General features: G+C 72.6%; 13 protein-coding genes. 7 read left to right on the forward strand and 6 right to left on the reverse strand.

Annotation, left to right across the window (positions count from 1 at the left end):
* Nucleotides 1-62 precede the first annotated feature (62 nt).
* Genes MOJ79_RS11700 through MOJ79_RS11720 form a run of 5 tightly spaced genes read left to right on the forward strand, consistent with a single transcriptional unit; the run spans nt 63 to nt 6,255 of the window.
* Nucleotides 63-2,228: a cytochrome c biogenesis protein ResB gene (locus MOJ79_RS11700; RefSeq protein WP_241924313.1), complete on the forward strand. Its 2,166-nt coding sequence runs from the start codon at nt 63-65 to the stop codon at nt 2,226-2,228.
* Nucleotides 2,225-3,592 carry a c-type cytochrome biogenesis protein CcsB gene (ccsB, locus tag MOJ79_RS11705; protein WP_241924314.1) on the forward strand — a complete coding sequence of 456 codons (1,368 nt, stop codon included), beginning with the start codon at nt 2,225-2,227 and terminating at the stop codon, nt 3,590-3,592. The genes MOJ79_RS11700 and ccsB overlap by 4 nt, the downstream gene beginning before the upstream one ends.
* Nucleotides 3,593-3,644: 52 nt before the next feature.
* On the forward strand, nt 3,645-4,640 hold the full coding sequence (msrP, locus tag MOJ79_RS11710; RefSeq protein WP_241924315.1) for a protein-methionine-sulfoxide reductase catalytic subunit MsrP: 996 nt from the start codon (nt 3,645-3,647) through the stop codon (nt 4,638-4,640).
* Nucleotides 4,609-5,307, forward strand: a complete 699-nt coding sequence (locus MOJ79_RS11715) for a sulfite oxidase heme-binding subunit YedZ (RefSeq protein ID WP_241924316.1) — start codon at nt 4,609-4,611, stop codon at nt 5,305-5,307. Before msrP ends, MOJ79_RS11715 begins: the two co-directional genes overlap by 32 nt.
* A 48-nt stretch (nt 5,308-5,355) precedes the next feature.
* Entirely contained in the window at nt 5,356-6,255 is a 900-nt protein-coding gene (locus MOJ79_RS11720) for an SMP-30/gluconolactonase/LRE family protein (RefSeq protein ID WP_241924317.1), read from the forward strand.
* A 12-nt stretch (nt 6,256-6,267) separates the two neighbouring features.
* On the opposite strand, the gene MOJ79_RS11725 is transcribed toward MOJ79_RS11720, so the two are convergent.
* From MOJ79_RS11725 to MOJ79_RS11735, 3 genes are all read right to left on the reverse strand, one after another.
* Nucleotides 6,268-7,560, reverse strand: coding sequence for a TRAP transporter large permease (locus MOJ79_RS11725; protein ID WP_241924318.1), 1,293 nt, complete (start codon nt 7,558-7,560; stop codon nt 6,268-6,270).
* A 28-nt stretch (nt 7,561-7,588) separates the two neighbouring features.
* Entirely contained in the window at nt 7,589-8,074 is a 486-nt protein-coding gene (locus MOJ79_RS11730; RefSeq protein ID WP_241924319.1) for a TRAP transporter small permease, read from the reverse strand.
* A 77-nt stretch (nt 8,075-8,151) separates the two neighbouring features.
* Entirely contained in the window at nt 8,152-9,171 is a 1,020-nt protein-coding gene (locus MOJ79_RS11735) for a TRAP transporter substrate-binding protein (protein ID WP_119290136.1), read from the reverse strand.
* 324 nt (nt 9,172-9,495) lie between these two features.
* On the opposite strand from MOJ79_RS11735, the gene MOJ79_RS11740 reads away from it, so the two are divergent.
* Nucleotides 9,496-10,047 (forward strand): hypothetical protein, encoded by a 552-nt coding sequence (locus MOJ79_RS11740; protein WP_241924320.1) that lies wholly within the window; start codon nt 9,496-9,498, stop codon nt 10,045-10,047.
* Nucleotides 10,048-10,063: 16 nt separating this feature from the next.
* On the opposite strand, the gene uvrA is transcribed toward MOJ79_RS11740, so the two are convergent.
* A complete protein-coding gene (gene uvrA, locus MOJ79_RS11745) occupies nt 10,064-15,763 on the reverse strand; it encodes an excinuclease ABC subunit UvrA (protein WP_241924321.1) in 5,700 nt (1,899 codons plus the stop codon).
* 152 nt (nt 15,764-15,915) lie between these two features.
* Here uvrA and MOJ79_RS11750 point away from each other — a divergent pair, with 152 nt between their 5' ends.
* Complete coding sequence (locus MOJ79_RS11750) at nt 15,916-17,799, forward strand: ATP-binding protein (protein ID WP_241924322.1); 1,884 nt, start codon at nt 15,916-15,918, stop codon at nt 17,797-17,799.
* 8 nt (nt 17,800-17,807) lie between these two features.
* Here the strand turns inward: MOJ79_RS11750 and MOJ79_RS11755 are convergent, their stop codons facing one another.
* Both MOJ79_RS11755 and MOJ79_RS11760 read right to left on the reverse strand, forming a co-directional pair.
* On the reverse strand, nt 17,808-18,659 hold the full coding sequence (locus MOJ79_RS11755) for a carbon-nitrogen hydrolase family protein (RefSeq protein WP_442863118.1): 852 nt from the start codon (nt 18,657-18,659) through the stop codon (nt 17,808-17,810).
* Entirely contained in the window at nt 18,656-22,717 is a 4,062-nt protein-coding gene (locus MOJ79_RS11760; protein ID WP_272885379.1) for a YhdP family protein, read from the reverse strand. The genes MOJ79_RS11755 and MOJ79_RS11760 overlap by 4 nt, the downstream gene beginning before the upstream one ends.
* Nucleotides 22,718-22,811: the final 94 nt, after the last annotated feature.

The raw sequence follows: 22,811 nt of genomic DNA on the forward strand, positions 1-22,811 counted from the left end.
ATCGTGCCGGGGCGCCCCGGGGCCTTTCGGCGCCCAGCGGCGCCGGTCACGATAATCGCGCCATGAGCGTCACCACGGCCGGCTTCGAGGTCAGCGCGCGCTCGCGCTGGCTGCGCGAGGGCGTCGAGCTGCTGTCGTCGATGCGGTTCGCGATCTCGCTGCTGACGCTGATCTGCATCGCGTCGGTGATCGGCACCGTCGTCAAGCAGCACGAGCCGTTCAACAACTACGTCAACCAGTTCGGCCCATTCTGGGCCGACGTGTTCGCTGCCGTCGGGCTGTACACGGTGTACAGCGCGTGGTGGTTCCTGCTGATCCTGGCGTTCCTCGTCGTCTCGACGAGCCTGTGCATCGCGCGCAACACGCCCAAGATCATCGCCGACCTCAAGGCCTACAAGGAGCACCTGCGCGAACAGTCGCTGCAGGCGTTCCACCACAAGGCGCAGGGCACGGTCGACGAGCCGCGCGCCGCGGCCTACGACCGCATCGCGGCGACGCTCGGTGCCGCCGGCTGGCGCGCCAAGGTGCAGGTGCGCCCCCACGGCACGATGATCGCCGCGCGCAAGGGCGCGTCGAACAAGCTCGGCTACCTCGCCGCGCACGGCGCGATCGTGCTGATCTGCCTGGGCGGGCTGTTCGATGGTGACCTCGTCGTGCGCGCGCAGATGTGGCTGCAGGACAAGTCGGTCTACCGCGGCGGCGGGCTGATCAGCGAAGTGCCGCCCCAGCACCGCCTCGGGCCGAACAACCCGACCTACCGCGCCAACCTGCTCGTGCCCGAGGGCGCGCGCGCCGGCACGGCGATCCTGTCGATGCCCGACGGCGTCGTGCTGCAGGACCTGCCGTTCGACGTCGAGCTGAAGAAGTTCATCGTCGAGTACTACGAGACCGGCATGCCCAAGCTGTTCGCCAGCGAGATCGTGATCCACGACCACGAGACGGGGCAGTCGCGCGAGGCGCGCGTCGAGGTCAACCACCCCGCGTTCCACCGTGGCGTCGCGATCTACCAGAGCAGCTTCGACGACGGCGGCTCGAGCCTGAAGCTGCGCGCGATTCCGCTGCATGCGGGCGCGCGCGAGTTCGAGGTCCAGGGCGTCGTCGGCAGCAGCACGACGCTGCAGCGCGGCGGCGAGACGCTGCAGCTCGAGTTCACCGGGCTGCGCGTGATCAACGTCGAGAACTTCGGTGCCGGCGGCATGGGCTCGGGCACCGACGTGCGCCGCGTCGACCTGAAGAGCGCGCTCGACGACCACCTCGGCTCGGGCGCCAAGGTGCGCACGCAGAAGCAGCTGCGCAACGTGGGCCCGTCGGTGACGTACAAGCTGCGCGACGCCAGCGGCCAGGCGCGCGAATTCCACAACTACATGCTGCCGATCGAGCTCGACGGGCAGCGCGTCATGCTCGCCGGCGTGCGCGAGAACCCGAACGAGAGCTTCCGCTACCTGCGCATCCCGGTCGACGCCGACGACTCGATCGACACCTGGGTGCGGCTGCGCACGGCGCTCGACGACCCGGCGCTGCGCGACCTCGCCGCGCGGCGCTATGCCGCTGCCGCGACGCCCGCCGACCGCCCCGAGATGGCCGAGCAGCTGCGCGTGACGTCGCTGCGGCTGCTGACGCTGTTCGCGGGCCAGGAGCCGGCCGACCAGCCCCACGCGGCGACGCCCGCGGCCGACACGCCGCCGGTGCGCGGCGGGCTGGCGTCGGTGGCGCGCTTCCTCGAGTCGACGGTGCCCGAGGGCGAGCGCGAGCGGGTGTCCGAGGTGCTGCTGCGCATCCTCAGCGGCAGCCTGTTCGAGCTGCTGAACACGGCGCGCGCCCAGGCCGGGCAACCGGCGCTCGTGCCCGACGCGCAGGTGCAGGACTTCCTGTCGCGCGCGCTGACGTCGCTGTCCGACAGCTTCTTCTACCCCGCGCCGGTGCTGCTGCAGCTCACCGACTTCCAGCAGGTGCAGGCGAGCGTGTTCCAGGTCGCGCGCGCGCCGGGCAAGAACCTCGTCTACCTCGGCGCCGTGCTGCTGATCGTCGGCGTGTTCGTGATGCTGTACGTGCGCGAACGCCGGCTGTGGGTCTGGCTCGAAGACGATGCCGGCGCGCCCGGCGCGCGTACGCGCATCGTCGCCGCGCTGTCGACGACGCGGCGCACGCTCGAGGCCGACGCCGAATTCGACCGCCTGAAGACCGTCCTCGTGCCCGCCGCGACGGCACCCGCCAAGGAGTCCGCATGAACACCGCGACCACGTCCACCCACCGCCTGCCCGTCGCATCGCGTCCGTCGCGGCTCGGCGCCTTCGGCGCCTACGACTGGCTGTTCGCCGCCCTCGTGATCGCCGGCACCGGCTTCGCGTTCTGGCGCTACGGCGCGTCGATGGACGTCTACGAGAAGTGGATCCTCGCCGGCAGCGCGCCGGTGGTCATCGGCCTGGGCTGGTTCTGGGCGCCGCTGCGCACGCTGGCCCTCGGCGTCGGCGCGGCGGTGCTGCTGGCCATCGGCCTGTATGCGCGCACGACCGACGGTTTCGGCGCCGACCTCGCCGCGGCCGACAACGTGTTCCTGCTGAAGTATTTCCTGTCGAGCCAGAGCGCGATCCTGTGGATGAGCGTGCTGTTCTTCATGAGCACGGTCTTCTACTGGATCGGCGTCTTCGCGACCGCGAAGGCGGGCACCGACAACACGGCGCAGCGCATCGGCTCGCGCCTCGCGTGGGCCGCCGTGTTCATGGCGCTCGTCGGCTCGCTCGTGCGCTGGTACGAGAGCCACCAGATCGCGCCCGACATCGGCCACATCCCGGTCAGCAACCTGTACGAGGTGTTCGTGCTGTTCTGCTGGATGACGGCGCTGTTCTACCTGTACTACGAGCAGGTCTACAAGACGAAGGCGCTCGGCGCGTTCGCGATGCTGATCGTCAGCGCCGCCGTCGGCTTCCTGCTGTGGTACACGGTCGACCGCCAGGCGCACGAGATCCAGCCGCTGGTGCCGGCGCTGCAGAGCTGGTGGATGAAGCTGCACGTGCCGGCGAACTTCATCGGCTACGGCACGTTCGCGATCGCGGCGATGGTCGCATTCGCGTACCTGATCAAGCAGCACGCGAGCGAGACGAACTGGTGGAAGCTCGCGCCGCTGTGGGCGCTGGGCGTCGTGCTGTGCTTCGAGCCGCTGCTGTTCCGCAAGTCGGCCGCCGGCGGCATCAGCAACTTCTGGGCAATCTACTTCGGCGCGAGCGCGCTGCTGGTGGGCGGCATCATCGCGATGCGCCGGCGCATCGCCGCCGGGCTGCCGTCGTTCGAGGTGCTCGACGACGTGATGTACAAGGCGATCGCGGTGGGCTTTGCGTTCTTCACGATCGCGACGATCCTCGGCGCGTTCTGGGCCGCCGAGGCCTGGGGCGGCTACTGGAGCTGGGACCCGAAGGAGACGTGGGCGCTGATCGTCTGGCTCAACTACGCGGCCTGGTTGCACATGCGGCTGATGAAGGGGCTGCGCGGCACGATCTCGGCGTGGTGGGCGCTCGTCGGCCTCGCGGTGACGACGTTCGCGTTCCTCGGCGTCAACATGTTCCTGTCGGGGCTGCACTCGTACGGCACGCTGTGACGGCCGGTGCCGCTGGCGCGAATCTGGGCGTGCCGGCCCGATCGGAGCACGCATGAAGTCCCTGAAGGACCGCGGTTTCTTCCACCCGGTACCGTCCGAGATCACGCCGCGGCGCGTGTTCGAGCAGCGCCGCCGCCTGCTGCAGGCCGCGGCGACCGCCGCAGCCGGCACCGCGCTCGGGCTGTGGGCGGCACGCGACGCGCGCGCCGCGATGGCGAAGCCGCCGGGCAGGCTCGCCGCCTTGCCCGGCGCGAAGAGCGAGGTCGCCGGTGCCGTGACGATGGAAAAGCTCACCGCGTACGACGACGTCACGACCTACAACAACTTCTACGAGTTCGGCACCGACAAGTCCGACCCGGCGCGCCACGCGCACCGGCTGAAGACGCGCCCGTGGACCGTGGCCGTCGAGGGCGAGGTCGGCAAGCCGAAGGTCTGGGACCTCGACGAGCTGCTGAAGCTCGCGCCGATGGAAGAGCGCGTCTACCGCCTGCGCTGCGTCGAGGGCTGGTCGATGGTGATCCCGTGGGTCGGCTGGTCGCTGTCGGAGCTGATCCGCCGCGCCGAGCCGACCGGCAATGCGAAGTACGTCGAGTTCGTCACGCTCGCGGACCGCGCGCAGATGCCCGGGCTGCGCTCGTCGGTACTCGACTGGCCTTACGTCGAGGGACTGCGCCTCGACGAGGCGATGCACCCGTTGACGCTGCTCGCGTTCGGCCTGTACGGCGAGGTGCTGCCGAACCAGAACGGCGCGCCGCTGCGGCTGGTCGTGCCGTGGAAGTACGGCTTCAAGAGCGGCAAGAGCCTGGTGAAGATCCGCTTCGTCGAGAAGCAGCCGGCCACGAGCTGGGTCGTCGCCGCACCGCACGAGTACGGCTTCTATTCCAACGTCAACCCGCGCGTCGACCACCCGCGCTGGAGCCAGGCCACCGAGCGGCGCATCGGCGAGGACGGGCTGCTGCAGCGCAAGCGCCCGACGCTGATGTTCAACGGCTACGAGGCCCAGGTCGGGCAGCTCTATGCCGGCATGGACCTGCGCAAATTCTTCTGAACGCGGCCGGCCCACGGCCGCAGCGCGCGTCGACGCCGCGCTGCGCCACGCCGCGGTCAAGCCCGCGCTGCTCGCCGCCGCGCTCGTGCCGCTCGCGCTGCTGCTGCACGGCGCCGTGACGAACACGCTCGGCGCCAACCCGGCCGAGGCGCTGATCCGCGGCACTGGCGACTGGACGCTGCGCTTGCTCGTCCTCGCGCTCGCCGTGACGCCGCTGCGCCAGGCGCTGTCGCTGCCGTCGCTCGCGCGGCTGCGCCGCATGCTCGGGCTCGTCGCCTTCTTCTACGCGCTGCTGCACCTGCTTGCCTACGCGTGGCTCGACATGGGCCTCGTCGTCGCCGACCTCGTGCGCGACATCGGCAAGCGCCCGTTCATCCTCGTCGGCACCGCGGCGCTGCTGCTGATGCTGCCGCTGGCGGCGACCTCGTTCGACCGCGCGATCCGCGCGCTCGGCGCACGGCGCTGGCAGGCGCTGCACCGCACGGTCTACGCCGTCGCGGCCCTCGCGCTGCTGCACTTCTTCTGGATGCGCGCCGGCAAGAACGACTTTGCCGAGGTCGGCGTCTACGCCGCGATCGTCGCCATGCTGCTCGGCTGGCGGCTGGTGCGCGCGCTCGTCGTGCGGGCGCGGCGGCGCGGTGCGGCGGGGTTTGTCCCGGTGCGCTGACGTCCCCGTCGGCGCTACGGTCGGCGCTCTACACTCCGGAGGCTGCCGATGACCGCCCCCGCCTTCACGCCGCTCGCCAGCGGCTTCTCGTTCCTCGAAGCGCCGCGCTGGCACGACGGGCGGCTGTGGCTGTCGGACTTCTACACCCACCGCGTGCTGACCGTCGACCTCGCCGGCCGCGTCGAGACCGTCGCCGAGGTGCCGCAGCAGCCGTCGGGGCTCGGCTGGCTGCCCGACGGGCGGCTGCTCGTCGTCTCGATGCGCGACCGCAGGCTGCTGCGCCGCGAGCCCGACGGCACGCTGGTGTTGCACGCCGACCTCGCGGGCATCGCCGGCGGCCACTGCAACGACATGGTCGTCGACGCGCAGGGGCGCGCGTGGGTCGGCAACTTCGGCTTCGACCTGATGGGCGGCGCGCCGCCGCAGCGCGCGACGCTCGCGCGCGTCGACCCCGACGGCCGCGTGCATGCCGCTGCCGAAGGCCTGTGCTTCCCGAACGGCTCGGCGATCACGCCCGACGGGCGCACGCTGCTCGTCGGCGAGAGCTTCGGCAACCGCGTCTCGGCATTCGACATCGCGCCCGACGGCAGCCTCGGCCCCCGCCGCGACTGGGCGGCGTTCGCGCCGCTGCCCACTGCGACCGACTTCATGGGCGTGCTCGGCCAGCTTGTGATCGCGCCCGACGGCTGCACGCTCGACGCCGAGGGCTGCCTGTGGATCGCCGACGCGATCGGCCAGCGCGTCGTGCGCGTGCGCGAGGGTGGCGAGATCGTGCAGACGCTGTCGACGGCGCCACTGGGCGTGTTCGCCTGCGCGCTCGGCGGCGACGACGGCCGCACGCTGTTCCTGTGCGTCGCGCCCGACTTCGACGAGCACGCGCGCAGCGCGGCGCGCGAGGCACAGCTGTGGAGCGTGCGCGTCGACGTGCCGCACGCCGGCTGGCCCTGAACGCCGCCGCGCTCAGCGCATGAACCCGGGCAGCCAGAGCGCGATCGGCGCGAACTCGAGGACCAGGAACAGCGCGACGATCAGCGCGGCGACGAACATCCACACGCCGCGGTAGATCTGCGTCAGCGGCACGTCGCGCAGCAGCGAGTTCAGCACGAACAGGTTCAGGCCGACCGGCGGGCTGATCAGGCCGATCTGCACGACGAGCACGATCAGCACGCCGAACCACACCGGGTCGAAGCCGAGCCCGACGACGATCGGGAAGAACACCGGTAGCGTCAGCAGCACCATGGCGAGTTCTTCCATGATCATGCCGAGCAGAATGTAGATCACCATCATCGCGCCGACGATCGCCAGCGGCGGCAGCCCGAGGTGAAGGATCCACTCCTTCAGGTCGTACGGCATCGACGTCATGTTGATGAAGTTCGCGAACATCGTCGCCGCGATCAGGATCGTGAACAGCATCGCCGTCGTGCGAGCGCTGTCGACGAGCACCTCGAACAGCACGCGCCACGTCAGCGTGCGCCGCAGCCACGCGAACAAGAAGGCGCCGAAGGCGCCGATGCCCGCGCCCTCGGTGGCGGTGAACACGCCGCCGTAGATGCCGCCGAGCACGATCACGACGAGCAGCGCGACACCCCACACGCCCTTGACGGCACGCAGGCGCTCGCGCCAGCTCGCGCGCTCGCCGGCCGGGCCGGCGGCGGGGTCGCGCCAGACGATGACCATGATCGCGACCATCATCAGCGCCGCGCACAGCAGACCGGGGATCACGCCGGCGGCGAACAGCTTGCCGATGTTGGTCTCGGTGACGATGCCGTAGATCACGAGGATCGTCGACGGCGGAATCATGATCCCCAGCGTCCCGCCGGCGGCGATCACGCCGGCGCTGAGGTAGTCGGCATAGCCGAGCTTCTTCATCGACGGGTACGCGACGCGGCTCATCGTTGCGGCGGTGGCGATCGACGAGCCGCAGATCGCGCCGAACCCGGCGCACGAGATCACGGTGGCATGCGCGAGCCCGCCACGGAAGTGACCGATGAACGAGTAGGCGGCGCGGTACAGCTCGTGCGCGAGCCCGGCGCGCGCGACGAAGTTGCCCATCAGGATGAACAGCGGGATCACGCTGAGGATGTACGCGAACCCGGTCTCGTAGACCACCAGTGCGGTGCTCGACAGCGACGCCGGCCAGCTGCGCACCAGCGCGAGCCCGACGACGCCGACGAGCCCCATCGCGAACGCCAGCGGCACGCGCAGCAGCGCGAGGACGAACACGGCGGCGAATCCGATCAGCGCTTCCGTCATGGTGCGGGGGATTGAAGGCGGTGTCGCGTCACGCCGTGTCGTCGACGCCGGCGTGGTGGTGTGCGACCGGTTTGGCCAGCAGCATCAGGTGCACGAAGGCCGTCACCGCGCACAGCACGCTCATCGCGTAGACGAACGGCGCGAGCGGGATCTTCAGCCGCGCGGTCACGTCGCCGTAGTCGGCGAGCTGGCCGGCCTTGTTCCACATCAGCCACGCGATGAACGCGAGCATCGCCGCGCACAGCAGGTCGACGACAGCCTGCTGCATGCGCCGCACGACCGGCGGCAGCCACGGGTCGAGCGAGTCGAACGTGACGTGCTCGCCGCGCAGCGACACCAGCGGCAGGCCGGCAAAGATCACCAGCACCATCAGGATCTCGGTGAGTTCGAGCGCACCGGGCAGCGAGGTGCTCAGGAACTTGCGCCCGCCGACGTCGGCGAACGTCAGCAGCATGATCGCGAACAGCGCGACGGCAGCCAGCAGGCCGCACAGGGTGTGGAGCAGCGGTCTCACAGAAGGGCAGCAACGAAGAGCCGGCCCGCGGGCCGGCTCGCATCAGGCGGTGCCGGGTCGGCTCCCGGCAGTATCGCTCACTGCAGCTTCTTGATTTCGGCGCGGAAGTCGGCCAGCGCCTTCTTCGGGTCCTTCATGCCCTTGGCTTCGGCAGCCTTGGCCCACGCGTCCTCGAGACCGGCGGTGCGCTGCTTGACGGCGTTGACGAACGCGGCGTCGGCCATCGTGAACTGCACGCCGGCGGCCTGCATGAACGCCATGCCGCGCGTGTCGACCTTGTCCCAGCCGCGGCCGATCATGCGCGCGGCGAACTCGCCCGACATCTCGTCGACGATCTTCTTCACGTCGGCCGGCAGGTTGTTGTACGTGTTCTCGTTCATCATGAACACGAAGCTGGTGTTGTACAGCCCGCCCGGGAAGCGCGTCGCGTACTTGACGACCTTGTCGAGCTTGAATCCCTCGATCGACTCGGCCGGGAACAGCGTGCCGTCCATCACGCCGGTCGACAGCAGCTCGTAGCTCTCGGGCGCGGGCTTGAGCGTCACGTTCATCCCCAGCGCCTTGCTGATCTCGTTGACCATGCCGCCGCCGACGCGGAACTTCAGGCCCGACAGGTCCTCGACTTTGGTGATCGGCCGCTTGGTGTTGAACACGATGCCCGGCCCGTGCGTGAACACGGCGATCACCTTGACGCCCTTGTGCTCTTCCTGCATCGCCGGGGTCTTCTGGTAGATGCGCTGGAACGCGACCGAGTTGGCCTCGGCCGAGTCGCCGAGGAAGGGGAACTCGGCCAGCTGCGTCGTCACGAAACGCCCGGGCGTGTAGCCGTGGACCGTGAACGACAGGTCGACGAGGCCGTTGCGCACGGCGTCGAACGTGCCCGGTGCCGCGACGACGGCGCGCGGCAGCTGGTTGCAGCGCACCTTGCCGGCGGCCTTCTGCGCCAGCATCTCGCACCACGCCTTCTGCGTCTCGGTGAGCGTGTGTGTCGGCGGCACCCACGACGACATCGTCAGCGTGACTTGCGCCGACGCCTGACCGGCGACAGCGACGAGGCCGGCCAGGGCCAGCGAGCGAAGGGCGTGCGACAAAGGCATGGCAGTCTCCTGAATCTCGCGGTACAGGGGGATCGGAACCGAACGGTGGCCGGGATTGTCCGGTCGCGTCGGCCGACTCCGGCCTGTGGTTTTCCTTGATGCGCCGCGTCATTGCCCGCTGTGCCGCGCCGGTGCGCGCCGGCCCGGCAGCGGTGCACCGGCCGTGACCGAATGCACGACGATGCGGCGCGCCTCGCATCGCCGCCGCGCGCGGCGGCGCCGCCCCCGTGGTCGCGGGAAGACAACGCCGCTGGCGGCGCCTAGCATGCCTCGTGCTCGTCGACGCACCGCGCCCGCCCTGCCGAACCTTCCCGGAGTGACCGCATGACCGGTTTGCCGCCGACCCCGACCCGCCCCGAGGGCCGTGCTCCTGCGCACGCTGCGCTCGACGCCGCGATCCGCGCACTCGACGCGGCCGAGGCGCGCCAGCGCCCGGTCGACATGGTGCGTGCGCTGACGCAGGTCGGACACGGCTACCGGGCGCTGGCCGAAGGCGCGGCCGCCGAACGCTACCTGCAGCAGGCGCTGCGCTGGGCGCGCACGCTCGGCGGCGTCGACGCCAGCGTCGACCTGCTGTGCGACCTGTCGGAACTCGCGGTCGAACAGGCGACGGACCCGGCGCTGGACCGCGCCGAGGCGCGCGCCGCGCGCGACCGCGCGCGCGACCACGGCTTCGAGGCTGCCACGCTCGCACGCCAGTGCGCCGACCCGGCGTGGGAGGTCACCGTGCTGCTGCGCATCAGCGACGTGCTCGACCGCTGCGGCGACCACGACGACGCCGTCGCGCTGCAGTGCCGCGCGATCGACCTGATCGCGCGCAGCCAGATGACGTCGCTGCCCGAGCCGCGCGCGGCCGCCCCGTCGACGACGATGTAGCCGGCGCGGCTCGCGCTCAGCGCGCGAGCACCGGCGCGAGCGCGCGCCCGGTGTGCGTGCCGGCCGCGACGACCTGCTCGGGCGTTCCGGCCGCCGCGACGCGCCCGCCGCCGGCGCCGCCTTCGGGCCCGAGGTCGATGACCCAGTCGGCCTCGGCGATCACGTCGAGGTCGTGCTCGATCACGACGACGCTGTGGCCGCCGTCGACGAGCCGGTGCAGCACGCGGATCAGCCGCTCGACGTCGGCCATGTGCAGGCCGACCGTCGGCTCGTCGAGCACGTACAGCGTGTGCGGCGGTTTCTGTCCGCGCCGGGTCACGTCGTCGCGCACCTTGCTCAGTTCGGTCACGAGCTTGATGCGCTGCGCCTCGCCGCCCGACAGCGTCGGGCTCGGCTGGCCCAGCGTCAGGTACCCGAGGCCGACGTCGTGCAGCAGCTGCAGCGGGTACGCGATCGCCGGCATCGACGCGAAGAACCCGACCGCCTCGTCGACTTCCATCTGCAGCACCTCGCCGATGCTGCGCCCGCGCCAGCTCACCGCGAGCGTCTCGGCGTTGAAGCGCTGTCCGCGGCAGACCTCGCACGGCACCTTGACGTCGGGCAGGAAGCTCATCGCGATCGTGCGCACGCCCTGCCCTTCGCAGGCGTGGCAGCGGCCCTCGCCGGTGTTGAAGCTGAAGCGCCCGGGGCCGTAGCCGCGCGCCTTCGCTTCGAGCGTCTCGGCGAACAGCCTGCGGATCGCGTCCCAGAAGCCGATGTAGGTCGCCGGGCACGAGCGCGGCGTCTTGCCGATCGGCGTCTGGTCGACTTCGAGCACGCGGTCGATCGCGTCGTATCCGTCGATGCGCTCGCACCCTGACCACGCCGGTTTGCCGCCGCGGTGGTTGCGGAACTGCAGGTTCGCGAGCAGCACGTCGCGCGCGAGCGTGCTCTTGCCCGAGCCGCTGACGCCGGTGACGGCGACCAGCCGCTGCAGCGGCACGCCGACGTCGAGCCGCTGCAGGTTGTGCTTGCCGGCGCCGCGCACGACGAGGCGCGGCGTGTCGCCGGCCACCGGCCGGCGCGGCTGCAGCGGGTGGCGCAGCGGCGCCGCGAGGAAGCGGCCGGTGACCGAGTCGGCGGCGCGCTGCAGGTCGGCCGCGCTGCCCTGCGCGACGACACGCCCGCCGCGCTTGCCGGCGCCGGGGCCGATGTCGATCAGGTGCTCGGCGCGGCGGATCGTGTCCTCGTCGTGCTCGACGACGACGAGCGTGTTGCCCATCGCGCCGAGGCGCTGCAGCGCGTCGAGCAGGATGCCGTTGTCGCGCGGGTGCAGCCCGATCGTCGGCTCGTCGAGCACGTAGCACACGCCCTGCAGGTGGCTGCCGAGCTGTGCCGCGAGGCGAATGCGCTGCGCCTCGCCGCCGGAGAGCGTCGGCGCCGCGCGGTCGAGCGTGAGATACCCGAGGCCGACGTCCTCGAGGAAGCGCAGGCGGCTCGCGATCTCGGCGACGACGTCGCGCGCGATCTGCGCGTCGCGGCCGGCGAGCGCGAGGCCGTCGACCCAGCGCCGCGCGTCGGTCACCGACCACGCCGCGACTTCGCTGATCGCGCGGCCGTCGAACGTCACCGCGCGCGCCGTCGGGTTCAGTCGCGTGCCGCCGCAGTCGGGGCACGGTGTGTCGGCGACGCCCTCGACGTCGGGCTCCTCGCTCGGGAAGGCCTGCTCGCGGCCCTTGTCGTCGTCGGCGCGCACCGAGTCGTCGAACGCGCGGCGCTGCTCGCGCGTCAGCGCCAGGCCGGTGCCGACGCAGCTCGTGCACCAGCCGTGCTTGCTGTTGTAGCTGAACAGGCGCGGGGCCGGCTCGGGGTAGCTGGTGCCGCACACCGGGCATGCGCGCTTGGTCGAGAACACCTTCAGCGCGCCGATACCGGCGGTCGACTGGCCGTCATCGAGTGCCGCCGCGAGGCCGTCGAGCGGGTGCAGCAGGTGCAGCACGCCGCGGCCGAGGTCGAGCGTCTTCGCCAGCGCGTCGCGCAGCTCGGCCTCGTGCGCCGGGTCGACGACGAAGTCCGCCACCGGCAGCTCGATCGTGTGCTCGCGGAAGCGGTCGATGCGCGGCCACGGGTCGACCTTCACGAACTCGCCGTCGACGCGCAGGTGCGAGTGGCCGCGCGCCTTGGCCCACTTCGCGAGGTCGGTGTAGACGCCCTTGCGGTTGACCACCAGCGGCGCGAGCAGGCCGACGTGCTCGCCGCGGTGCTGCGACAGCAGCTGCGCGGCGATGCTCTCGACGCTCTGCGGGCGCACCTCGGCGCCGTCGTGCACGCAGTGCTGCAGCCCGAGCTTGACCCACAGCAGGCGCAGGAAGTGCCAGACCTCGGTCGTCGTGGCGACCGTGCTCTTGCGCCCGCCGCGCGAGAGCCGCTGCTCGATCGCGACGGTGGGCGGGATGCCGTAGACGGCGTCGACCTCGGGCCGGCCCGCCGGCTGCACGATGCTGCGCGCGTAGGCGTTCAGGCTCTCGAGGTAGCGCCGCTGGCCTTCGTTGAACAGGATGTCGAACGCGAGCGTGCTCTTGCCCGAGCCCGACACACCAGTGACGACGTTGAACTTGCCGCGCGGGATGTCGACCGACAGCCCCTTCAGGTTGTGCTCGCGCGCGTTGACGATGCGGATCGCGTCGACGCCGTCGCTGCGCGCGGCGTCGCGCCGCGCCTTGACGATCGCCTGCAGCGCACGGCCTTCCTCGACGCGGTGGCCGCCGGCGCCCAGCGCGTGCTCGTACTCGCGCAGCGCGGCGCCGGTGTGCGACGTCGGGTGCGCCTTCAGGTCGTCGGGCGTGCCGGTGGCGACGACCTCGCCGCCACCGTCGCCGCCCTCGGGGCCGAGGTCGACGATCCAGTCGGCGGCGCGGATCACGTCGAGGTTGTGCTCGATCACGAGCAGCGAGTGGCCGGCGTCGAGCAGCTTGCGCAGCGCGCGCATCAGCTTCGCGATGTCGTCGAAGTGCAGGCCGGTCGTCGGCTCGTCGAACAGGAAGAGCGTGCCCTTCTTCGCCAGCGGCTGGCTCGCCGGCCGTGCCGCCGCCTCGGCGAGGAAGCCGGCGAGCTTCAGCCGCTGCGCCTCGCCGCCCGACAGCGTCGGCACCGGCTGGCCGAGGCGCACGTAGTCGAGGCCGACGTCGACCAGCGGCTGCAGCCGCGCGACGACGTCGCGGTCGGCCTGGAACCAGTGCGCCGCCTCGGCGACCGTGAGTTCGAGCACGTCGGCCACCGACAGCTGCAGCGGCCCGCGCACGAGCTTGACTTCGAGGATCTCGGCGCGGAAGCGCTTGCCGTCGCAGTCGGGGCAGCGCAGGTAGACGTCGGACAGGAACTGCATCTCGACGTGCTCGAAGCCCGAGCCGCCGCAGGTCGGGCAGCGGCCGTCGCCGGCGTTGAAGCTGAACATGCCGGCGCCGTAGCCGCGCTCGCGCGCGAGCGGCGCATCGGCGAAGAGCTGGCGGATCGCGTCGAACGCACCGACGTAGCTCGCCGGGTTGCTGCGCGCCGTCTTGCCGATCGGGCTCTGGTCGACGAACACGGCGTCGGCCAGCCAGTCGGCGCCGAGCAGCCGCTCGTGCGCCCCGGGCGCCTCGGTCGCCTGGCCGAAGTGGCGCGCGAGCGCGGGGTACAGCACGTCCTGCACCAGCGTGCTCTTGCCCGAACCCGAGACGCCGGTGACGACGACGAGGCGCTGCAGCGGGAACGCGACCGTGACGTTCTTCAGGTTGTGCTCGCGCGCGCCCTCGACGATCAGCTTCGGCGTCGCGTCGTCGACCAGCCGCCGGAACCCGAGGCCGACCTGCTTGCGCCCGCCGAGGTAGGCGCCGGTGAGCGTGTTCGCGTGCCGCGCCTCGTCGGGCGTGCCGTCGAACACGATCTGGCCGCCGCGCTCGCCGGGGCCGGGGCCCATGTCGATCAGGCGGTCGGCGGCGAGCATCACCGCCGGGTCGTGCTCGACGACGACGAGCGTGTTGCCGGCGTCGCGCAGCCGGTGCATCGCCTGCACGATGCGGTTCATGTCGCGCGGGTGCAGGCCGATCGACGGCTCGTCGAGCACGAACATCGTGTTGACGAGCGACGTGCCGAGCGCCGTCGTCAGGTTGATGCGCTGCACCTCGCCGCCCGAGAGCGTGCGGCTCTGGCGGTCGAGCGTGAGATACCCGAGGCCGACGTCGACGAGGTACTTCAGGCGCGTGCGGATCTCGCCCAGCAGGAGCTTGAGCGCCTCGTCGAGCACGGCGTCGGCGAGCGCGAGGCCGTCGAAGAAGCGCTTGACGCGCTCGATCGGCAGCAGCATCAGGTCGTGCAGCGCGAGGCCCGGCAGCGCCTCGAGCTGCGCGCGCGTCCACTCGACGCCGACGGGCATGAAGCGGCGGCCGGGCTCGAGCACCGCGTCGGCGTCGGCCTTCGAGCCGATGCGCCACAGCAAGGCCTCGCGCTTCAACCGCGCGCCGCCGCACGCGGTGCACGGCGTGTAGCTGCGGTACTTCGACAAGAGCACGCGGATGTGCATCTTGTACGCCTTGCTCTCGAGGTAGTCGAAGAAGCGCAGCACGCCGTACCACTGCTTGTTCCAGTCGCCATTCCAGTGCGGCGAGCCGTGGATCACCCAGTCGCGCTGCGCCGGCGTCAGCTGGTTCCACGCCGTGTCGCGCGGGATGCCGGCCTCGCCGGCGTAGCGCAGCAGGTCGTCCTGCACCTCGGCCCAGGCGGGGGTCTGGAACGGCTTGATCGCACCGTTGCGCAGCGTCTTGCGGCCGTCGGGGATCACGAGGCCGAGGTCGACGCCGATCACGCGCCCGAAGCCGCGGCAGGTCTCGCACGCGCCGTACGCCGAGTTGAAGCTGAACAGGCTCGGCTGCGGGTCGGCGTAGCGGATGTCGGACTCGGGGCAGTGCAGCCCGGTCGACCAGCGCCAGACGTCGGTCGTGCCGTCGTCGCGCTGCACCTGCACGTCGACACGGCCGCCGCCGCGCTTGAGCGCCGTCTCGATCGCTTCGTTGATCCGCACGTCCTCGGCGCTCGATGCGCGGAAACGGTCGGCGACCACGTCGAGCACCTTCTTGCCATCGACTTCCCGCTCGCCGTGCACGCGCGCGAAGCCGCTCGCCGCGAGCCACTGTTCGACCTCGGCGGCCGTCGTGTTCGCCGGCAGCTCGACCGGGAACGTCACCGTCAGTCGCGGATCGCCGGCCGCGGCGGCGCGCGCGCGCAGGTCGGCCTGGATCGTCGCCGGCGTGTCGTGGCGCACCGGCAGCGCGGTCACGCGGTCGAACAGCTGGCCGGCGCGCGCGAACAGCAGCTTCAGGTGGTCGTTCAGCTCGGTCATCGTGCCGACCGTGCTGCGGCTCGTGCGCACCGGGTTGGTCTGGTCGATCGCGATCGCCGGCGGCACGCCGTCGACGCGGTCGACCGCCGGGCGGTCCATGCGGTCGAGGAACTGGCGCGCGTAGGCACTGAACGTCTCGACGTAGCGGCGCTGACCTTCGGCGTACAGCGTGTCGAACACGAGGCTCGACTTGCCCGAGCCACTCGGGCCCGTGACGACCGTCATCTCGCCGGTGCGGATGTCGAGGTCGAGGTGCTTCAGGTTGTGCTGGCGCGCACCGCGGATGCGGATCAGGCCCCGGTCGGCCGGCGGCACGCCGGGGTCGAGGGCAGGCGTCTCGGGACCGACGGGCGTGGACATCGCTCGGAAGGGCTGCGTACGACTCGGAACCGGCCATCGTAGCAGCGCTGCCGCGGCCCCGGTGGCGCCCGCCAGCTACCGTGGCGCGCCTGCCGCCGCCCCCTCCGAAGGGGCATGGCGCCGCGCGGCCGGCGCGGCCCATCATGGCCCGCATGGCGACGCGGGATGCAGCACCGGCCCTGCCGGACCCCGACAGCGACGACGCCGGCTTCACGCTCGACGAGGCCGAACGGGCCCGCCGCAAGGCGGCCAACGAGCGCCGCCTGTACACCGTGCAGGTGCCCGCGCTGCGCGCGGCCGGCTACGTCGTGCTGTGCGCGCTGCTGCTGGTGCAGGCCTGGCGCGACGGCACCCCGCTGACCTCGCCCGCGCTGTGGACGCTGATCGTCGCCAACCTCGCCTGCGCCGCCGGCGCCTGGCTCGCGCTGCGCCTCGGCCACGGGCGCACCGCCCGCATCGACCTCGGCCTCGTGCTGTTCCACCTCGATATCGCGATGTGGCTGGTGAACTTGCAGCACCTCGAGCAGGCGAACCTGTTCTTCGCCTACTTCCTGCTCGTGCGCGTCGCCGACCAGGTCGGATTCGGCTTCCGGCGTGCGCTGTACTTCGCGCACGCCGTCGTGGCCGCCTACCTCGCCTACGCCTTGGTGATCGCGTGGCGCGATCCGGCGCGCGCGCTGTGGGGCGAGCGGCTCGGCATCGCGACCGGGATGTATCTGCTGGGCGGCTACCTCGCGCTGACCGGCCTCGTCACCGAGCGCCTGCGCCGCCGCTCGCGCCAGGCCGTGCACGCGGCGCGCGCCCTCGTCGAGCGCCTCGAGCAGAAGACGCGCGACCTGCAGGCGCAGGCCGACGAGCTGCAGCGCGCCCGCGAGCAGGCCGAGCAGGCCAGTCTGGCGAAGTCGCAGTTCCTCGCCGTCACCAGCCACGAGATCCGCACGCCGATGAACGGCATCCTCGGCGCAACGGAACTGCTCGCCGCCACGCCGCTGACGGCGACCCAGCAGCGCTACGTGCGCACCGTGCACCACTCGGCGACGGCACTGCTCGCGCTGATCGACGACGTGCTCGACCTGTCGCAGCTCGAAGCCGGCCGCCCGACGCTCGTCCCCGAACCGGTGGACCTGCGCGCCCTCGTCGCCGAGGCGGTCGACCTCGCCAGCGTCGCGGCGCGCGACAAGCCGATCACGCTGGACGTCGACGTCGCGCCGCAGGTGCCCGCGCGCGTGCAGGCCGACCCGCGGCGGCTGCGGCAGCTGCTGCTGAACCTGCTGCACAACGCGGTCAAGTTCACCGAACGCGGCCACGTGCGGCTCGCCGTCTCGCCGGTGCCCGACGCCACCGGCGGCACGTCGTCGCTGCGCTTCTCGGTGCACGACAGCGGCATCGGCATCGCGCCCGAACGCCTCGGCGACCTGTTCGTCCCGTTCTCGCAGCTCGACGCTTCGAGCACGCGCCGCCATGGGGGCAGCGGTCTCGGGCTCGCGATCGTCAAGCAGCTGGCCGAAGCGATGCACGGTCAGGTGCGCGTGCACAGCCGCCCCGGCGTCGGATCGCACTTCTGGGTCGACCTGCCGCTGCCCGCCACAGCCGCACCGGCGCCACCACCGGCGCTCGAGCCTGCGTGCAGCGACGAGGTCGGTGCGGCCGTGCTGCTGGTCGAGGACGACCCGGTCAACCAGATGGTCGTCGAGCAGATGCTGCTGCAGCTCGGCTGCGACGTCGACGTCGCCACCGACGGCGAGGCCGCGCGGCGCGCCGTCGAGCGCAAGCGCTACGACCTCGTGTTCATGGACTGCCACATGCCGGTGATGGACGGCTACGAGGCCACGCGCCGCATCCGCACCGACGAGCAGGTCGCCGGCACGCGCACGCCGATCATCGCGCTGACCGCCGACGCGCTGGCGGCCGACCGCGAACGCTGTTTCGCCGCCGGCATGGACGGCTTCATGACCAAGCCGGTGAACACGGCCCAGCTGTCGGCGACGATCGAGCGCTGGACCGGGCGGCGCACGCACCCCGCCACGCGCTGGTGAGCGACGTGCTACAGCCGCCGGTGCGCGAGCGCTGGCAGCTGCAGGCGCACCTGCCGCTGGCGCTCGGCGTCGATGTCGGCGATCACGACGCCCTCGCCTTCGGCACGCACCGCGAGCACCTCGCCCCACGGGTCGACGATCATGCTGTGGCCCCAGGTGCGGCGGCCGTTCTCGTGCGTGCCGCCCTGCGCGGCGGCGATCACGTGGCACTGGTTCTCGACCGCGCGCGCGCGCAGCAGCAGCTCCCAGTGCGCGCGCCCCGTCGTGTACGTGAACGCCGCCGGCACGCTGATGAGGTCGAGCGGCGCCGTGTCGCCGAACGTCATCGCGCGGTACAGCTCGGGAAAGCGCAGGTCGTAGCACACGCTCAGCCCGGTGCGCAGCCCGGCGGCCACGACCGTGACCGGCTCGGCGCCCGGCTCGAGCACGCGGGCCTCGTCGTAGCTCTCGCGGCCGTTGTCGAACGCGAACAAATGCAGCTTGTCGTAGCGCGCCGCGCGCGTGCCGTCGGGCGCGTAGACGCAGCAGGCGTTGCGCACGCGCTCGTGGCCCGGCTCGCGGATCGGCAGCGTGCCGCCGATGATCCACAGCCGGTGTGCGCGCGCCTGGTCCGACAGGAACGCCTGGATCGGGCCACCGCGGCCGCTGCCGTCGTCGGGCTCGGCGAAGGCCAGCTTGTCGGTCTCGGCGCCCATCAGGCAGAAGTACTCGGGCAGCGCGACGAGCACCGCCCCCTGGCGGGCGGCGTCGGCGATCAGGCCGGCGGCGGCGGCCAGGTTGCGCTCGACGCTCGGCGTCGAGACCATCTGCAGCGCGGCGATCTTCATCGTCGGGTCCTTCGCGGGGTGTGCGGGCGTCACTGCGCCGGCGTGGCCGGCGCGGCGTCAGCCGTGCGCACGACGCGCTCGACCTTCGGGTCGCTCCAGCTGCCGGTGACGTGGAATTCTCGCGTGCTCGCCTGCATCAGCGGCTGGCGCAGGAACAGCTGCGCGACGAAGCTGCCGAGCCCGACGGCAGGGTTGATGATCGAGTAGACCAGCGACGCCGTGCCGGCGTTGATCTCGGGCACGACGATCACGCGCAGGTCCTGCGTCTCCTGCCACAGGTCGGCCTGCCCCTCCATCAGCACCGCCGCCTGCAGCCCGCGCAGGCGCAGGTTGTTGCTGCGTGCGACGCCGTCGGCGATCGTCACGTCGCCCGACGCGTCCTCGAACGCGAAGCCGTCCTGGAACACGTCGCGGAAGTCGAGCGCGAGCCGCCGCGGCAGCGACTGCAGGCTGAGCACCGACAGCAGCCGCGCCGCGCCGGGGTCGGCCCTCAGGAAGCGCCCGCTGCCCAGCGCCAGCCGCAGCCGGCCGTCGAGCGACGGCGTGTGCAGCGCCAGCGGCGAGCCCTGCCACGAGACCTCGCCGGTCAGCCGCCCCTTGCCGCCGCGCAGCGTGCCGGGCCAGCCGAGGCGGTCGAGCAGTGCGCCCGCATCGGCCAGCTCGAGCCCGAAGTCGGCCGTCATGCGCGCGGGGTCGCGTCCGGCCGCAGGGCGCCAGCGGCCGGTGGCCGTCAGGACCGCGGCGTCGTTGGCCAGCCGCAGCCTGCCGAGCCGCCACTCGTGCGCGCCGCTGCCGTCGGCGAGCGGCACGTTGGTCGCGTCGACCTCGAGACGGCCGAGGGCCTTGCCGTCGAGCACGAAGCGCTCGACGACGACGTCGAGCGACGGCACGCGCTGCGGCGCGCGGTTGAGCAGCGACTCGTCGTGGGCCGCATCCGTGGCCGGCACGTCCAGGTGCGTCAGCCGCGCGCGCAGCCCGCCCGGTGCCGACGGCGTGCTCGCGCGCCACTCCGCGTAGCCGGCCAGCCGGTCGGCCGCGGCCGTGATGCGCCACACGCCGCCGGACGCCAGCGACGCGCCGGCGACGACACCGGTCAGTTCACGCCCCTCCATGCGCAGGCGGTCGATGCGCAGGCCGACCTGCGTCGGCGCGTAGCCGCCGGCCATCGCCACCCCCGCCGCGTCGCCGCCGCCCGCGCGGTCGAGCACACCCTGCCACGCGGCCGTGTCGAGTTCGCGCAGCGTCGCCACCGCGGCGACGCCATCGGCCGGCCACGGCGCCGGCTCGTTGACGCCGATGCCGCCGCGCCGCACGCGCCGCTGCGCGCCGTCGCCCTCGCGTTCGAAGCGCGCCTGCACGCGCTCGCCGAGCGTCAGCGTCAGTTCGTCGATGTCACGCCCGGACGCCGCGCGCGCCAGCGGCGACGTCGCGTAGCGCAGCGGCAAGGCCTCGTTGGCGGCCTTGCCCAGCGGCGCCGGCAGCCGCACGGCCAGGCCGACGAGGTCGCTCGTGACCTCGATCGCCGGCGCCTGTCCGGCGCGCGACTCGATCTGCAGCCGGTAGGGCGCCTCGCCGTCGAGCCATGCCGCCACGCGCGCCAGCGCCGGGATCTCGGTCGCTGCACGCAACCCCTCGGCGCGCGCGGTGCCGCGCGCGGCCACGCGCAGCACGCCGTCGCGGCCCAGCCCGGCGTCGATCGTGACGTCCCCGCCCAGTGCGCGCGCGCTCGCCCCGCGCACCGCGAAGCCCTCGTGCGTGAAGTCGACGCGCCCGCGCGCGGCGGCCAGCACGGGCAGCGACGGCGCGAGTCGCACGTCGTTGCCGGCCAGCGCGAGCGTGCCGCGCACCGCGCTGTGCGCGGTGTCGTCGAGCGGCACGCGAAGGCCCAGCTGCAGCTCGCCGACGCCATCGATGGTGGCTTCGGCCAGCGCGTCGCCGAGCCAGGCGCCCACCGGCGACGCGTGCAGGTAGCGCAGCAGGTCGGCCGCCGGGCCGCGCGCGGTGCCGTCGAGCTGCAGCACCGGCGTGTGCGCGAGGTCGGCGATCGTCGCCTGCACGCCACGCATCGCGACGCCATAGAAGCGCGCGCTCGCGTCGCGCACCGTCATCGTCGCGCGGCGGAACTCGAGCTCGCCGGCGACGTCGCGAAACGCCGGCCACGGCGACGTCCACCCGGGCTCGTCGGGCACGTACGCGAAGTCGACCCCCTCGACGCGTCCGGCGATGCGGAACTCGCCGTCGGCGCCGTCGGCATAGGGGAAGTCCCAGAGGTCGCCGCGCACCTCGAAGCGCGCCTGCGTCAGCCGCCCGCCGCGGATCGCGCGCTCGACGTAGCCGCGCGCCGATGCCGGCAGACCGAGCGGCAGGTAGCGCGCGACGGCCGCCGCGCGCCCCTCGTCGATGCTGCCGCTGAGCTCGAGCCGCCCGGGCAGGCGCGCGCCGCGGCCGAAACCGTCGCCGTCGCCGGTGTGCCACTGCGCCTCGAAGCGCCCGCGCGCGTCGGCGTTCGCGAAGCGCGCGTCGCGCACCTGCAGCGCGATGCGCGGCGGCGCGCCAACGGCCTGGGCCTGGACCTGCCACTCGAGCCGCGCGTCGAAGTGCGCCAGCGGCACCTCGGGACGCTCGAAGACGCCCGGCAACACGAGCGCGCCGTCGGCCACGCTCAGCTGCGCGCGGCCGCTGCGCTCGGTCGCCTCGAGGTCGATGCGTGCCCCGCGCCAGCCCGGACGCCCGACGACCGCCGCGCCGTCGGCGGCCGGCGCGGGCTGCGCCGCCACCGCGAGGTCGCGCACGACGGCCTTCACGCGGTACTGGTGCGGCGCATCGAGCGGGCCGTCCCAGCGCACCTCGAGCGGCTCGACGATGCCCTGCGGCTGCAACTCGTCGAGCAGCTGGCGCAGCGCCTCGCCGAGCGGCAGCCGCTCGGCGACGGCCGCCATCAGCGCGAGGTCGAGGCGGTCGGCGTGGAACTCGCCGCCCGTCACCGGCTGCGGGCCACTCGGGTCGTCGCGCTGCTGCAGCACGACGCGCAGCTGGCCCGCCGGCCACGCGCCGCCATCGCCGTCGGTGAACGCGAAGTCGCGCGCGGCCAGCGTCCAGCTGCGCGCGTCGCGCTGCGCCGACAGACGCCCGCGCGCCTGCTGCAGCTGCAGCGGCGCCAGCGTCGGCGCCAGGCGCAGCGACACCGACTCGAGGGCGACGTCGGCCGTCGCACCGGCGAGCCGGCCGCGCTCGAGCTGCAGCCACGCACGCAGCGCACCGCGCCCCTCGCTCCACTCGAACGGCAGCTCGACGTGGCGGCGCAGTTCGGCGCCGTCGATGCGCGGCAGGTCGACGTAGATCTCGCCGCCGAAGCGCCGCCAGTCGTCGCCCGGGCCCAGCAGCGGCGCGGCCAGCCGCGCGCGCAGCGAAAAGCGCTCGCCCCAGGCCGGCGGCGGCGTCGCGTCGAGGCGTGCCTCGTGGCGGCGGCCCACATTGCGCACGACGACGTCCACCGCGTCGAGCTCCAGCGGCGGCGCTGCGCGCTGCTCGTCGACCCAGCGCAGCCGCCCGGCGCGCACGACGACCTCGCGCTGGTGCAGCAGCCACTCGAGCGCCGCGCTGTCGACGGGCGTCGACGCCTGCGCGCCGAGCTCGAAACCGGCAACGCGGATGCGCCCGAGCGCGTCGCGCCGCAGTTCGAGCTGCGCGCCGTCGACCAGCAGCTGCTGGAACTGCGGCTCGAGCGCCAGCAGCGAACGCACCGCCGGCACCGCCGTCACGCGCGGCAGCCGCAGCACCTCGCGCTGGTCGCGGTCGAGCAGCACGACGTCGGTCAGCTCGACGGTGGGCACCCACGCGCCGGACTCCACGCGGATGTCGCCGATGCGCACGGCGGCGCCGAGCGCACGGCTGGCCTGCACCTCGAGCTGCGGCAGCCACGCGCGCGCATTGGGCAAAATCCCCCAGTACAGCGTGATCCAAGCGATGAGCAATAAGCTCCACGCGCCAAACACGACCCCGAACGCGATGCGCGCGGCCACACGTGCCCAAGAGGTGCGCGAGGGTGGCGGCGCGGGGTCGGAATCGAGACGGGAGGCAGGCAACGACATGTCGACTCGCCAGCCGCGCAAGACTGTGCTCGGCGCTGCGCCGTGCTTGCGCGCGCGCGCCACGCCGCCCGCCTGGCGGCGGGCAATCTAGCAC

This window comes from Calidifontimicrobium sp. SYSU G02091 (assembly GCF_022631395.1).
Classification (GTDB): Bacteria; Pseudomonadota; Gammaproteobacteria; order Burkholderiales; family Burkholderiaceae_C; genus Calidifontimicrobium; species Calidifontimicrobium sediminis.

Bases quoted from the DNA above. Each gene is read 5' to 3' on its own strand.
- msrP (WP_241924315.1), top strand. From the start codon at position 3,645: ATGAAGTCCCTGAAGGACCGCGGTTTCTTCCACCCGGTACCGTCCGAG.
- MOJ79_RS11720 (WP_241924317.1), top strand. From the start codon at position 5,356: ATGACCGCCCCCGCCTTCACGCCGCTCGCCAGCGGCTTCTCGTTCCTC.
- MOJ79_RS11740 (WP_241924320.1), top strand. From the start codon at position 9,496: ATGACCGGTTTGCCGCCGACCCCGACCCGCCCCGAGGGCCGTGCTCCT.
- MOJ79_RS11735 (WP_119290136.1), bottom strand. From the start codon at position 9,171: ATGCCTTTGTCGCACGCCCTTCGCTCGCTGGCCCTGGCCGGCCTCGTC.
- MOJ79_RS11725 (WP_241924318.1), bottom strand. From the start codon at position 7,560: ATGACGGAAGCGCTGATCGGATTCGCCGCCGTGTTCGTCCTCGCGCTG.
- MOJ79_RS11715 (WP_241924316.1), top strand. From the start codon at position 4,609: ATGCCGGCATGGACCTGCGCAAATTCTTCTGAACGCGGCCGGCCCACG.
- ccsB (WP_241924314.1), top strand. From the start codon at position 2,225: ATGAACACCGCGACCACGTCCACCCACCGCCTGCCCGTCGCATCGCGT.
- uvrA (WP_241924321.1), bottom strand. From the start codon at position 15,763: ATGTCCACGCCCGTCGGTCCCGAGACGCCTGCCCTCGACCCCGGCGTG.
- MOJ79_RS11760 (WP_272885379.1), bottom strand. From the start codon at position 22,717: ATGTCGTTGCCTGCCTCCCGTCTCGATTCCGACCCCGCGCCGCCACCC.
- MOJ79_RS11700 (WP_241924313.1), top strand. From the start codon at position 63: ATGAGCGTCACCACGGCCGGCTTCGAGGTCAGCGCGCGCTCGCGCTGG.
- MOJ79_RS11750 (WP_241924322.1), top strand. From the start codon at position 15,916: ATGGCGACGCGGGATGCAGCACCGGCCCTGCCGGACCCCGACAGCGAC.